The sequence below is a fragment of the Streptomyces sp. NPDC045778 genome, assembly GCF_056431945.1.
In genome coordinates, this window is the sequence record NZ_JBWKJZ010000021.1 from 14,617 (window position 1) to 27,430 (window position 12,814).

The following is a 12,814-nucleotide window of genomic DNA, read 5'->3' on the forward strand; positions in this document are numbered from 1 at the left end:
CATGACGAGGCGCTGGGCCGTGACCCGGGTCAGCGCGTCCAGGGCGCCGAACGGCCCGGGGCGGGGCGCGTCAGGGCGCGGCGGGGACGCGACACCCGGTCATGCGGTCGGACAGACGCGGCGACGGCGGACGGAGCGGGCGGTGAGGCGAGGTGAGAAGGCGTCAGCAGCCGCGGCGACACGCGGCGGAGGCCACCCGCAGCAGGTCGATGTGACCGCGCGAAGTGAGCAGAGCTGAACGAGCCATGCGGCTGAACGTAGCGATCTCGGCCGGACACGGTCAACGGCGTCTCGCGGACCGGACGTGCCGTATCACCTGACGGAGGTCCGTGTGGTGTCCGACGGGCCCCGGCCGGGTGCTGGTGCAGGATGGGAGACATGTCCGATGCCTTCACCACCCGCATCCTGCACGTCGCGACCGGCTCGGAGGAGACGGTCGTCGACCTCACCCACGAGTGCGCGGGCTTCCTGCGCGAGGCGGCCCGCGGCCGCGACGGCCTCCTGAATGTCTTCGTCCCGCACGCCACGGCTGGAATCGCCGTTCTGGAGACCGGGGCGGGCAGCGACCGGGACCTGCTCGCCGCGCTGCACACCCTGCTGCCGGCCGACGACCGCTGGCAGCACCGCCACGGCAGTCCGGGCCACGGCCGCGACCACGTCCTGCCCGCCCTGGTGGCCCCGCACGCCACGCTCCCCGTGATCGGCGGCAGCCTGGAGCTGGGCACCTGGCAGTCCGTGTGCCTGGTCGACACCAACAGGGACAACCCCGACCGGCAGGTGCGGCTGAGCTTCCTGGGGTAGCCGGCCGGCGGGGGCTCGCCCGGCCGCTCAGCGGCCCGGGGCCCCCGCGCGCAGGCCGTCCATGACGATGTCGAGGAGCTGGTCCGCACGCGCCTGCCAGTCGCTGTCCGGATCGAGGTGCCACACCCCCGCGATGGCGAGCAGGAAGTCGTCGGGGGTCAGGCCCGGACGGATCGTGCCCGCCGCGTCGTTGGCGTCGAGGAGCAGGGCGATGGCGGAGGTGAGCGGGCCGTGGCCGAGCGCGGCGAAGCTGCCGTAGGCGGTGGCCTTGCCCAGCGCCTGGGCCAGGCCCGCCTTCGTCATGGAGTACCGGGCGAGGCGGGTCATCCACTCCCGCAGGGCCTGGTCGGGAGGCCGGGTCTCGAGCAACTGGGCGGCGGTGGCGGCGACTTGCTCCACCTCGTAGCGGTACACCTCCAGGACGAGTGCCTCGCGGCTCGGGAAGTTGCGGTAGAAGGTGCCCTGGCCGACACCCGCCTTCTTCGCGATCGCGCTGAGCGGGGTGTCCGCCGCCCGGGTCAGCTCGGTGAGGGCCACCTCCAGGATGCGTGCGCGATTGCGCTGCGCGTCCGAGCGCAGTGGCGCGTTCTTCCTCTCGTGCACCCCTCGTCCTTCCGGGTTCGCGGCCGTCCGGCCTTGCTAAGCGGACAGCTGTCCGTTAGGTTCGGAGGCAGCGGACAGTTGTCCGCTTGTGCTCACCATAGCGGCAGAGTGGCTGAATGTATGCCCTCGCACCGCCCGCTGCCCGCGCCCGCCCTCCCGTTCCACCGGGCCGAGGACCGGCCCGGCGCCCACGCGCCACCCCTCCCGCAGGCTCCAGCCCACGTCACACAGGCCCCCTCAGCAGCTCACGTCACGCAGCCCCCGTCCGCTTCAGCACGTCCCGCAGGCCAGGGCAGGTCCCGGCCGCGAGCGCGCGCCACCACCGCGTACGCGAAAGAAGGCTTGACCATGGCTCCCCCGTCCTCGGCCTCCTCAGCACCCTCCGCGACGTCCAGCGTCATCACGCTCACCGTCAATGGCGAAAAGCACACGCTGCCCGTCGACCACCGCGCCACCCTGCTCGACGTCCTGCGCGAGCGCCTTGACCTGACCGGCACCAAGAAGGGCTGCGACCAGGGCCAGTGCGGTGCCTGCACCGTGCTTGTCGAGGGCCGCCGCACCGTCTCCTGTCTGCGGCTCGCGGTCGCCGCGGAAGGCCGCGAGATCACCACCATCGAAGGCGTGGCGCGGGACGGCCAACTGCACCCGGTGCAGCAGGCCTTCCTCGACCTCGACGGCTTCCAGTGCGGGTACTGCACGCCCGGGCAGATCTGTTCGGCCCTCGCGGTGCTCGACGAGCACGCGGCGGGCTGGCCGAGCGCCGCGACCGCCGACGTGCGCCCCGACGGCCCCGTGCCGCCGCTGACCCCGGAGGAGATCCGGGAGCGCATGAGTGGCAACCTCTGCCGGTGCGGCGCCTATGTGTCCATCGTGCGGGCCGTCGAGCGCGCCGCCGAGGCCACCGCCGCCCCCACCGGAACGGCCGAGACGGCCGAGGCTGACAAGGAGGCCGTGGCATGAGGGAGTTCGGCTATCTGCGCGCCCCGGACGTCCCGGGCGCCGTCGCCCTGCATGGCGCGGACACCGGCACGCGCTTCCTCGCGGGCGGCACCAACCTCGTCGACCTCATGAAGGCGGGCGTGGAGCGCCCCGAGCGCCTCGTCGACGTCACCGAACTGCCCCTGGGCGCCATCGAGGCGACCGCCGACGGCGGCCTGCGCATCGGCGCCACCGTCAGCAACAGCGACCTCGCCGCCCACCCCCAAGTGCGGCGCCAGTACCCGGCATTGAGCCAGGCCGTCCTCGCCGGCGCCTCCGGCCAGCTGCGGAACATGGCCACCGTCGGCGGCAACCTCCTCCAGCGCACCCGCTGCGCCTACTTCACCGACCTGGCGCAACCGTGCAACAAGCGGACGCCCGGCAGCGGCTGCCCCGCCGTCCGGGGCGAGCACCGCAATCACGCCATCCTCGGCGCCACCGAGCACTGCGTCGCGGTGCACCCCTCCGACATGGGCGTCGCCCTCGCGGCCTTCGGCGCCGTCGTCTCGTACGAAACCCTGGAAGGCCCCGGCGAGCTGCCGCTCACGGACTTCTACCTGCCGGTGGCGGACACGCCCCACGAGGAGACCGCCCTGCCGGCCGGTGCCCTGATCACCGGCGTCACGCTGCCGCCCGCCCCCGTCGCCGCGCGCTCCCGCTACCGCAAGGTGCGCGAACGCGCCTCGTACGCCTTCGCGATCGGCTCGCTGGCCGCCGCGCTCGACGTGCGGGACGGCCGCGTCCACGAGGCGCGGCTCGCCTTCGGCGCGGTCGCCTCCAGGCCCTGGCGGGCCCACGCCGCCGAGCGGGCCCTCACCGGCGGCCCGGCGAGCGCCGAGGCCTTCGCCGCCGCCGCGGACGCCGAACTCGCGGCCGCCGCGCCCCTGCCCCACAACGGATACAAGGTGACCTTGATGCGCAACCTCACCGTCGCCGTCCTGACCGAACTCGCCGAGGAGGCAGGTCGATGACCACCGCGACCCGCTCGACGGCCGCGCCGGGAGCCGTCGGTACCGGGCACACCCGCGTCGAGGGCCGCGACAAGGTCACCGGCGCCGCGCGCTACGCCGGTGAGCTGCCGTTCGACGAACTCGCCCACGGCTGGCTCGTGCTGGCGACCATCGCCCGGGGACGTGTCGTCGGCGTGGACGCCGAGCGGGCCCTGCGGCTGCCTGGCGTGCTCGCGGTCCTGCACCACGGCAACGCCCCGCGCGTCGACGCGGGCTACATGGGCACGCTCGGCCCGCCCGACCCCGTCGTCGGGCTCTTCCAGCACGACCGCGTGCCGTACGCGGGCTGGCCGGTCGCCCTGGTCGTCGCCGAGACCTCCGAGCAGGCGCGCGAGGCCGCGGAGACGCTTCAGGTGCGCTACGCCAAGGAGCCGCACGACATCGGCTTCCACGCGGAGCACGCGGGCGCCTACGCGCCGCAGAGCGTCCTCGGCGGGCCCAACGAGGCCGTCAAGGGCGACGTGGACGCCGAACTCGCCGCGTCCGCCGTGGTGGTGGACGAGCGGTACACCACCCCGGAAGAGCACCACAACCCGATGGAGCCGCACGCGGCGACCGCCCGCTGGGAGGGCGGCCGGCTGGAGGTCGTCGACTCCAACCAGGGCAGCCACTGGATCGCCGAGGAGCTGTCCCGCCTGTTCGCGCTCGACCCCGACTCCGTGCGGGTCCGGTCCGAGCACGTCGGGGGCGCCTTCGGCTGCAAGGGCCTGCGGCCGCACCAGGTGGCCGCAGCGATGGCGGCGACCACCCTCGACCGGCCCGTCCGCGTCGTCCTGACCCGGCGGCAGATGTTCTCGGTGGTCGGCTACCGCAGCGCTACGACCCAGCGCGTACGGCTCGGCGCCGACCCCGACGGACGGCTGCGGGCCCTCGGGCACGAGGGGCACAGTGCCACGTCGAAGCTGTTCGAGTTCGTCGAGTCCAGCGCCTCGTTCGGACGCACGATGTACGCGGCCGACGCCCACCACTCCGTCAACCGCGTGGTGCCCCTGGACGTGCCCACGCCCACGTTCATGCGCGCGCCCGGCGAGGCACCCGGCTCGTTCGCCCTGGAGTGCGCCCTCGACGAGCTGGCCGAGAGGTGCGGCGTCGACCCCATCGCGCTGCGCGAGCGCAACGAACCCGTCGTCGGCCCCGTCTCCGGCTTGCCCTTCGGCAGCCGCAACCTCGTCGCCTGCTTCCGCGAGGGCGCCCGGCGCTTCGGCTGGGCGGAGCGCGACCCGCGCCCGGGAATCCGCCGCGACGGCCGCTGGCTGATCGGCACCGGCACGGCCGCGGCCACGTTCTTCGCCGGGGCGTCCCCGTCCACGGCGGCCGTGACGGCGGAGGCCGACGGCAGCTTCACGGTGCGGATCACCGCGGCGGACGTGGGCACCGGCGCCCGGACCGCGCTGACCCAGATCGCCGCGGACGCCCTGGAGGTGCCCCTGGACCGGGTACGGGTGCGCATCGCGGACAGCGACTTCGGCCTGGCGTGGGTCGCGGGCGGCTCCATGGGCACGCGCTCCTGGAGCTGGGCCGTCTCCCTCGCGGCCCGCGAGCTGCGGGAACGCCTCGCCCTCGGCGGCGTCGTACCACCGGAGGGCATCACGGCCCGGTCCGACACCAGCGAGGCGCTCGCGGCCCTCGCCAAGAAGGAACGCCACTCCTACGGCGCCCAGTTCGCCGAGGTCGGCGTGGACGTCACCACCGGCGAGGTCCGCGTCCGCAGGATGCTCGGCATCTTCGCCGCGGGCCGGATCGTCAACCCGCTGACCGCGCGCAGCCAGCTGGTCGGCGGCATGACCTGGGGCCTGTCGATGGCGCTCCACGAGGAGGCCGCCCGGGACCTGGCGTCCGGCACCCACGTGGGCGCCGACCTGGCGGGCTACCACTACGCCGCGCACGCCGACGTACCGCCCATCGAGGCGGACTGGGTCGAGGACGTGGACGAGGACGACCCCGTCGACATCAAGGGCATCGGCGAGATCGGGATCGTGGGCGTGGCGGCGGCCGTCACCAACGCCGTCTGGCACGCGACCGGGGTGCGCCACCGGGACCTGCCGATCCGCCCGGACCGCGTCCTGCTCGCGGGAGCCGGGGCCGCGGGCGCCGCTCCCGGGAAGCCGGGACCCGCCGCCCCGGCGCCCGTGGCCGACGGGCACGGCCATGCTTGACATCGCCGGCGAGGTGCGGCGCCTGACCGACGAGGGCCGCGCCTTCGCCGTCGCCACCGTGGTGGCCGTCGGCGGCAGCGCCCCGCGCGGACCGGGCGCCGCCCTCGCCGTCGACAGCGAGGGCACCGCCGTCGGCTCGGTCTCCGGCGGCTGCGTCGAGGGCGCGGTGTACGACCTGTGCCTGCGCGCGCTCCAAGACGGCGCGCCGGTGGTGGAGGAGTTCGGCTACAGCGACGAGGACGCTTTCGCCGTCGGCCTCACCTGCGGCGGCACCCTCCAGATCCTGGTCACGCCGTACGCCGTGGAGTGGCCGGAGCGCGCGGTGGTCGCGGAGGCGCTCACCCGGGTCCGCGACGGCGAGCCGACGGCACTGGTCCGGGTGGCCCGGGGCCCTGCGGAGCTGCTCGGCGGTGCCCTGCTCGTCCGCGCCGACGGCACCTCCGCGGGCGGCCTCGGCGGCGCGGCGGCCCTCGACCGCACGGCGGTGGCGGAGGCGCGCGCCCTGCTCGACGCCGGGCGCACCGGCACCGTCGAGGTGTCCGACGACGGCTCGCGCTGCCCGGGCGGGGTGACGCTGCTCGTCGAGGTGAGCGTGCCGCCGCCCCGCATGATCGTGTTCGGCGCGGTGGACTTCGCCGCGGCCCTCGTCCGCACCGGCAAGCTGCTCGGCTACCGCGTGACGGTGTGCGACGCCCGGCCCGTCTTCGCCACCCCGGCGCGCTTCCCCGAGGCCGACGAGGTGGTCGTGGACTGGCCGCACCGCTATCTGCGGAGCACGGAGACGGACGCCCGCACGGTGGTGTGCGTGCTCACGCACGAGGCCAAGTTCGACGTGCCCGTCCTGGAGGTGGCCCTGCGCCTTCCCGTCGCGTTCGTGGGCGCGATGGGGTCGCGGCGCACCCACGAGGACCGCACGCGCCGGCTGCGCGCGGCGGGCGTCACGGAGGCCGAACTGGCGCTGCTCCACTCGCCGATCGGCCTCGACCTCGGCGCGCGCACGCCCGAGGAGACCGCCCTGTCCATCGCCGCCGAGATCGTGGCCACCCGGCGGGGCGGCACGGGCGTGTCGCTCACCGGCACGCGGACGCCGATCCACCGGGAGGGAGGGGACCGGCGGGTGCCGGCGGGCGCTTGAGAACGGCGCCGGCTTCAAGGTCGCGCGCCCGTGTCCTCGGGGGCCGGTGCCGCCTCCGGCGTTGCGGAGCGCCGCCCTCCGCCTCCTGGGCGCCGACGCTGCGCCGTCAGGAGCAGCGCCAGCGCGGCGACCGTCATCAGGCCGCCGACGAGGAACGTGCCCCGGACGCCGACGAGGGGCAGCAACAGGCTGCCCGCGAGGGCGCCCGCGGCCACCCCGGCGTTGAACGCGGCGCTGTTCGCCGCGACGGCCGTCTCGGTGCGCCCCGGCGCGACGTACATGACCTGGCTCTGCGTCGCCATGAAGATCGGGCCGAGCGACGCGCCGAGGAACACCATCATCGCGGTGGCGACCACCCGCGAGTCGCCCGCCGCGTACAGGCCGAGCAGCGCCACCGCCTGGGTGGCCACCGGCAGCGTGAGCGTCGCCCGCGGGAAGCGGTCCAGGAGCCGCCCGTACACCGCGACGCCGACGATCCCGGTGATGCCGAGGACGAGCAGCAGCGTGCTGACGGCGGACTCCGAGAACCCGCTCTCGTCCACGAGGAACTCGGAGATGTACGTGTACCCGGCGAACACCCCGGTGACCGTGAGGGCCGTGACGCCCAGGACGACCGCGAAGCGCCGCTTGTCGGGCGCCACGCCCCGGGCGGCGTGGCTCTCCTCGGGCTGCGTGGCCGGTAGGAGGACGGCGATGACAAGGAACGCGGGGACGGCGAGCGCGCCCACCACCAGGAACGGCGCCTGCCAGCCGGCGTGCTGCCCGAGCCAGGTCCCGCCGGGCACACCGAGCACCAGCGCGGCCGAACCGCCCACCGAGAGCACCCCGATGACGCGGCCCCGCACATGAGGCGGGAAGAGCCCCACTGCCACCGGCCCCATCACCGCCCAGAACAGCGCCTGCGCCACCGCCGTCACCAGGCGGCTGACCATCAGGACCCCGTACGAGGGGACAAGGGCGGCCACGACGCTCGCCAGGAGCAGCGCGGCGAGCAGGGCGCACAGGACCAGGCGGCGCGGCACGGAGCGGGTCACGTGGGCGATCGGCACCGAGACGAGGGCCACGGTCAGGCCGTACCCGGACACCAGCAGGCCGACGGAGGACAGCGACCGGTCCAGGTCGTCCGCCATCAGCTTGAGGACGCCGATGGGTAAGTTCTCGGTGGTGTTGAAGGCGAACGCGCCCAGCGCCAACGCGGCGACCACGGCCACGCCGCGCCGGTTCGTGGACTTCTCCGTCGTCATCCGTCCTCCACGGTCACGGGGCGCACAGTGCGTCGGGACACACCGAATTTGCGGGTGTGCACACGACAGTGCGGCCGGGCCGGGGATTTCTCAAGGGCGCAGTGCGACCGTGAAGCTGCGGCCGTACGCGTGCCGGGTGGTGACGTCGATCCTGGTGCCGCCCGGCACGGCACGCACGCGCACCCCGTCGTCGGCCTCGACGGCGCGCAGCGGGCGGCCGCGCAGCAGGACGCCGACGGTGTCCCTGCCCATGGTCGGGTCGGACACGGCGACGGCGGTGGACCCGGCGCCGGGCCCGCGCCGCACGAGGACCGAGGCGGGCCCGTCCACGCGCAGGCGCCCCACGTCGTGGCGGCCACCCGTGAACGAGTTGAGAGCCGTCAGGCCGAGCCCGGCGTGCGTGACCGCTTGCAGGCGCCGCGAGTTGGCGCGCACCTCGACCCCCTCGTACGACCGCAGCCGCGCCTCGGTCGCGTGCGGCAGCAACGCGTACGCGAGCCGCACGGGCGCCGCCCCGGCCTCCTGCTCGACCCGCACGGCGAACACGCGGCGGGTCACGGGCGTGTCCGGGTTCGCCGTCCTGACGACGCGGCGGCTGCGCGTCACGTCGTCCAGGGTCACGCGCACCGGGGGCGTGTCGAGGAAGGCGTAGCCGACCGCGCCGCCGCGCGAGGCGTCGGCCCAGCGCAGCCAGGCGAGGCGGCCGGCCCCGGTGCCGCTCCAGGGCCGCCCGTCGCGCAGCGCCCCGGTGAGCGTCACGCGGTCCTTTGGCGCGGAGATCCGCGTGTCGAGGGTCGTGGTCACCGCCCGCCCGGCCGTGTCCGCCACCCCGGCCGCGAGCACGACGACCTCCTCGTCGAACAGGAACCACGACTTGGTGGCACCGGCGTTGCGGTACGTCACGAAGTCGTCCGGCAGCAGCGCGCGGTCGCGGTGGGCGACGTCGCTCGACTGCACCATCCCGGCGGCACCGTACGCGCCGAGGACGGCACCGCCCGACAAGGGGTGGGTGCCGCGCGGGAAGTAGACGTAGGTGTTCTGCGACTCGGAGGACGACGTGAAGCGCAGGGGGTGGGTGGGGTTGTCGTAGTAAGGCTTGCCGTACAGCTCGGGCACGGAGCGGCGCGTCTGGACCGGGGCCGTGACCCCGGCGAGTCCGTAGGGCGGGACGGTGGTGAAGTAGTCGACCCCGAACGCGCTCGTCTGGTCCTGCCCCGACAGATACAGATAGTGCGCGCCGTCGCCCTGGAACCAGGGCAGCAGGTTCTCCCCGTTCATGTACTCGTACTTGCTGATCCGGTCCGAGCTGCGGGCGAGCGCGAACGCGTAGCCGGGGCGGCGGTGCACGGTCTTGTCCATGGCGTTGAAGGCCACGCACCGTGCGGCGGGGTTGAGGTCCGCGGCCGGGACGGAGGCGTCGTCGACGATGTCGGCGTACCGCACGACGCTGACGGGGGAGACGAACCGGCTCGGATCGGGGGCGACGCGGGACGTGTGCCGCACGTGCTTCACATAGCTCCGCAGGGCGCGCGCGTCCTCGCCGCGCGCGAGCGAGGCCAGGTCCACGACGGCCTCGACGACCACGCCCACGTCGGTGTACCCGCTGTCGGTGCGGGACACCGCCCGGCCCTTGACGATCTCCATCATCCAGCCCTCGAAGATCACCGGGGCGAATCCGTCGCGCACCCACCGCAGCACGACCGGTACCAGCTCCTCGCCGTGCGCGAACCCCGTCCCGTCGAGGAACTTCAGGGTCTGCACCACCCGCGTGAGGAGCCCCTTGCCGTACGAGCCGGTGTAGGCGACGGAGGAGTGCTGGAGGAACGAGCCGTCGGCGTAGTAGCCGTCCGTCACCCCGTGTTTGAGGTCGTACGGGTCGATGGTGGCGAACACCGTCAGCTGGTCGGTGAGCGCCTTGCGCACCCGCGCGTCGTCGGCGAGCAGGACGCCCTGGAGGACGCGGTTGGTGGTGATGTCGGCGAGGTTGGCCCCGGTGTGGAACCGGGAGTCCAGGTTCACGTCCCCGCCGACGCCGTTGCGCAGGTAGGCGTCCATGGAGGCGACGTACGTGCGGATCAGCTCGGGGCGGTACGCGCGGACCGCGTCGGCAAGGAGGACCAGCGTCTTGCTGACGTGCTGGGAGATGCCGATCTCCCAGTGGAACCAGTTGCCGTAGTAGCCCTTGGCCTGGTCGCCGTAGTACCGCTCGTGCAGCCACACGAGGCCGTCGACGGCGCGGCGCTGGACGGCGGTGTTCCCGTACAGGCCGGGGGCCGGGAGCCCGGGGGTCCGGGTGGCGAGGGCGATCTCGTAGAGCTTGCGGAAGGCGGTGTTGAGGTTGGCCTCGTCGCGGCCGAGCACGAGGCCGTCGAACAGTTCGTCCGGCCCGGCGGCGTCGAGCGCCTTCAGGTTCGCGCGCGCGGTGCGCTCGACGGCGTCGAGCTTGGGCCGTGTCTCGGGCCTGCCGTTGGACTCCGCGGTCCCGGCGAACACGGCCACCACGTTGGCGACGAGGCGGTCCCGGTCGGCGGCGCTCGCCTGTCGCGAGGGGAGGGCGCTCAGCAGCCCGGCGGCGGCGAGCGCGGAGAGCAGGCGTCTGCGGGTGAGGTCCATGGGGTCCTCCGCGAGTGGGGGTGGCCTGTCGGCGGGCGGAGTCAAGCAGAGGGGCGGGGCCCGGGCAAGAGGGTGGGCCCGGCGTGGGGCGATCCGGTCGGGCCCGGGCACGACGACGTCCCCCGGCCGGCGGATGGTGCCGCCGGCCGGGGGACGTCGATGGGGGGCCGTAGGAGGGGTGGGGCTCAACGCCCCTGGAGGCGCTTGACGTTGTCGCCGAAGGTCCAGTTCCGTGAGCCGTCCCAGTTGATCGACCAGGTCATCAGGCCCTTGAGGGCGCCGTTGTAGTGGTTCCAGGCCTGGGCGACCAGGCTCGGTGACATATGGCCGCCGCCCGCGCCGGGCTGGGCGGGGAGACCCGGCACCTGCTTGTCGTAGGGGACCTTGACGGTGGTGCCCTGGATGTTCAGGCCCTTGTTGAGGCAGTCGGTCTGGGCGACGAAGCCCTGGACGGTGCCCGCGGAGTAGGAGTCGCCGGAGCAGCCGTACATGCTGCCGTTGTAGTACTGCATGTTGAGCCACCACAGGCGGCCGTTGTCCGCGTACTTCTTGATGATCGGCAGGTACGCGCCCCAGATCGAGCCGTACACCACGCTGCCGCCCGTGACGTACGCGGTCTCCGGTGCCATCGTCAGGCCGAAGTTGGGCGGCATCTGGGCGAGCACGCCGTCGATGATGCGGATGAGGTTCGACTGGGACGGCGACAGCTGGTTGATGTTGCCGCTGCCGACGAGGCCGGTCTCGATGTCGATGTCGATCCCGTCGAAGTTGTACTTCTTCAGGATCGGCACGATCGTCTGCACGAAACGGTCGGCCACCGCGCTCGAACTCAGGTCGATCCCGGCCGCCGCGCCGCCGATCGACATGAGGATCGTGGCGCCGCTTGCCTTGGCCTGGCACATCTCCGCCGGGGTCGCCACCTTCACGGTGGCGTCCATGCCGTCCTCCCACAGCACCGTGCCGTCGGAGCGGATCACGGGGAAGGCGGCGTTGATCACGTTGTAGCCGTGGGCGCCCATGCGGGAGTCGGTGATCGGGGTCCAGCCGAACGGCGGGTGGACCCCGTTCGAGGCGCCGTCCCAGTTCTCCCAGTAGCCCTGGAGGACCTTGCCCGCGGGCTTGGACTTGACCGCGCAGGTCTCGTCCCGCGGTGCCGCCGGCGCGTCCGGCGCCGCCGCGGCGGGCAACTGCGCCGCGAAGGCCAGCGCCAGGGCCGCTCCCAACAGACGTACCGTCCGACCGATCATGGCGTGCTCCCTCGGGGAGGCCTTGCTGCGGATGGGATGTGATGCGGCAGACGGTAAGTAGGTATAGACCTGTCGTCAATAGGTCTGGTCCAATATGAAACTGTCGGGGCGTCAGACGCCGAGCCTCCAGCCGTCGCCCTCAGGCGTGACACGGCCCCCTGTCGGCGGGGCGAAGTGGGTGCCGAGCAGGAGCGCACCGGTGTCCGCGGCCGAGCCGAGCAGGGCGCGGCGGGTCCTGCGGGCGAGCGCGGGGTCGATGTCCACGCAGCTGTTGATCTCCGGGTGGGCCAGCTGGACGGGGTGGTGGACGGCGTCCCCGGTGATCAGGGCGGTGGCGTCGCCGTCGCTCAGCTCGACGGCGACCTGGCCGGGGGTGTGCCCGGGGGCCGGCAGGAGGCGCAGGCCCGGCGCGAGCGTGACGGGGCCCTGCGTGATGTCCGCGAAGTCGAGCAGGCCCGCCGCGTGGACCGGGTCCACGGAGTCCCGGAACATCTGGCGCCGGGACTCCTCCATGTCCGCCGCCGCCCAGTGGTCCCACTCCGTACGCGTGGTGAGATAGCGGGCGTTGCGGAAGGTCGGCACCCAACTACCGCCGTCCAGGCGGGTGTTCCAGCCGACGTGGTCGGCGTGCAGATGGGTGAGGATCACCAGGTCGACGGAGTCGGGCGGGAACCCGGCCGTGGTGAGCCGGTCGAGGTAGTCGGTGTCCAGGTCGTTCCAGGCGGGCAGCGCGCGCTCCTTGCCGTTGCCGATGCCCGTGTCCACGAGGATCCGCCGCCCGTCGACGGTGAACGCGAAGCTGTGGCTGGACGCGCGCAGCACGCCCTCGTCGTCGGCGAAGTCCGGGGTGAGCCAGGGGGCTTGGGCGACGGTGTCAGGAGTGGCGTCGGGGAGCAGCCAGGCGCCCGTCTCGGGCGGGAAGTCGATCTCGTCGACGCGGTGCACGGCGAGGTTCCCTACGGTCCAGGTGGGGCTGGGGATGGGCTGGTGGTTCATGGGGTGCTCCGTGGCTCGAAGGGGTGCTCTG

At 73.7% G+C, this 12,814-nt stretch carries 11 protein-coding genes; 5 read left to right on the plus strand and 6 right to left on the minus strand.

Annotated features, from left to right (window positions below; all coding sequences use genetic code 11):
• Positions 1–163: 163 nt before the first annotated feature.
• The gene (locus tag AC07GB_RS25240) at positions 164–247 is read right to left on the minus strand and encodes a putative leader peptide (protein WP_478849382.1); all 84 of its coding nucleotides are present in this window, start codon (positions 245–247) and stop codon (positions 164–166) included.
• 131 nt (positions 248–378) lie between these two features.
• Here AC07GB_RS25240 and AC07GB_RS25245 point away from each other — a divergent pair, with 131 nt between their 5' ends.
• Positions 379–801, plus strand: a complete 423-nt coding sequence (locus AC07GB_RS25245; RefSeq protein WP_478849125.1) for a secondary thiamine-phosphate synthase enzyme YjbQ — start codon at positions 379–381, stop codon at positions 799–801.
• 27 nt (positions 802–828) lie between these two features.
• Here AC07GB_RS25245 and AC07GB_RS25250 read toward each other — a convergent pair whose 3' ends face one another.
• A complete protein-coding gene (locus AC07GB_RS25250; protein ID WP_478849127.1) occupies positions 829–1,404 on the minus strand; it encodes a TetR/AcrR family transcriptional regulator in 576 nt (191 codons plus the stop codon).
• 348 nt (positions 1,405–1,752) lie between these two features.
• Between AC07GB_RS25250 and AC07GB_RS25255 the strand changes: the two genes are divergently transcribed.
• Genes AC07GB_RS25255 through AC07GB_RS25270 form a run of 4 tightly spaced genes read left to right on the plus strand, consistent with a single transcriptional unit; the run spans position 1,753 to position 6,683 of the window.
• Positions 1,753–2,364, plus strand: coding sequence for a (2Fe-2S)-binding protein (locus AC07GB_RS25255; RefSeq protein WP_478849129.1), 612 nt, complete (start codon positions 1,753–1,755; stop codon positions 2,362–2,364).
• Entirely contained in the window at positions 2,361–3,353 is a 993-nt protein-coding gene (locus AC07GB_RS25260) for an FAD binding domain-containing protein (protein WP_478849131.1), read from the plus strand. The genes AC07GB_RS25255 and AC07GB_RS25260 overlap by 4 nt, the downstream gene beginning before the upstream one ends.
• The gene (locus AC07GB_RS25265) at positions 3,350–5,548 is read left to right on the plus strand and encodes a xanthine dehydrogenase family protein molybdopterin-binding subunit (protein ID WP_478849133.1); all 2,199 of its coding nucleotides are present in this window, start codon (positions 3,350–3,352) and stop codon (positions 5,546–5,548) included. The genes AC07GB_RS25260 and AC07GB_RS25265 overlap by 4 nt, the downstream gene beginning before the upstream one ends.
• A complete protein-coding gene (locus tag AC07GB_RS25270) occupies positions 5,541–6,683 on the plus strand; it encodes an XdhC family protein (RefSeq protein ID WP_478849135.1) in 1,143 nt (380 codons plus the stop codon). The genes AC07GB_RS25265 and AC07GB_RS25270 overlap by 8 nt, the downstream gene beginning before the upstream one ends.
• A gap of 14 nt (positions 6,684–6,697) precedes the next feature.
• Here the strand turns inward: AC07GB_RS25270 and AC07GB_RS25275 are convergent, their stop codons facing one another.
• The 4 genes from AC07GB_RS25275 to AC07GB_RS25290 form a co-directional block, all read right to left on the minus strand.
• Entirely contained in the window at positions 6,698–7,927 is a 1,230-nt protein-coding gene (locus AC07GB_RS25275) for an MFS transporter (RefSeq protein ID WP_478849137.1), read from the minus strand.
• Positions 7,928–8,017: 90 nt separating this feature from the next.
• A complete protein-coding gene (locus tag AC07GB_RS25280; protein ID WP_478849139.1) occupies positions 8,018–10,540 on the minus strand; it encodes a polysaccharide lyase family 8 super-sandwich domain-containing protein in 2,523 nt (840 codons plus the stop codon).
• A 185-nt stretch (positions 10,541–10,725) separates the two neighbouring features.
• Complete coding sequence (locus AC07GB_RS25285) at positions 10,726–11,787, minus strand: chitinase (protein ID WP_478849141.1); 1,062 nt, start codon at positions 11,785–11,787, stop codon at positions 10,726–10,728.
• Positions 11,788–11,898: 111 nt separating this feature from the next.
• The gene (locus tag AC07GB_RS25290) at positions 11,899–12,783 is read right to left on the minus strand and encodes an MBL fold metallo-hydrolase (RefSeq protein ID WP_478849142.1); all 885 of its coding nucleotides are present in this window, start codon (positions 12,781–12,783) and stop codon (positions 11,899–11,901) included.
• Between the last annotated feature and the right edge of the window lie 31 nt (positions 12,784–12,814).

Coding starts and splice junctions, on each gene's coding strand:
- AC07GB_RS25240 (WP_478849382.1), bottom strand. CDS start 247: ATGGCTCGTTCAGCTCTGCTCACTTCGCGCGGTCACATCGACCTGCTG.
- AC07GB_RS25245 (WP_478849125.1), top strand. CDS start 379: ATGTCCGATGCCTTCACCACCCGCATCCTGCACGTCGCGACCGGCTCG.
- AC07GB_RS25255 (WP_478849129.1), top strand. CDS start 1,753: ATGGCTCCCCCGTCCTCGGCCTCCTCAGCACCCTCCGCGACGTCCAGC.
- AC07GB_RS25260 (WP_478849131.1), top strand. CDS start 2,361: ATGAGGGAGTTCGGCTATCTGCGCGCCCCGGACGTCCCGGGCGCCGTC.
- AC07GB_RS25265 (WP_478849133.1), top strand. CDS start 3,350: ATGACCACCGCGACCCGCTCGACGGCCGCGCCGGGAGCCGTCGGTACC.
- AC07GB_RS25270 (WP_478849135.1), top strand. CDS start 5,541: ATGCTTGACATCGCCGGCGAGGTGCGGCGCCTGACCGACGAGGGCCGC.
- AC07GB_RS25275 (WP_478849137.1), bottom strand. CDS start 7,927: ATGACGACGGAGAAGTCCACGAACCGGCGCGGCGTGGCCGTGGTCGCC.
- AC07GB_RS25280 (WP_478849139.1), bottom strand. CDS start 10,540: ATGGACCTCACCCGCAGACGCCTGCTCTCCGCGCTCGCCGCCGCCGGG.
- AC07GB_RS25285 (WP_478849141.1), bottom strand. CDS start 11,787: ATGATCGGTCGGACGGTACGTCTGTTGGGAGCGGCCCTGGCGCTGGCC.
- AC07GB_RS25290 (WP_478849142.1), bottom strand. CDS start 12,783: ATGAACCACCAGCCCATCCCCAGCCCCACCTGGACCGTAGGGAACCTC.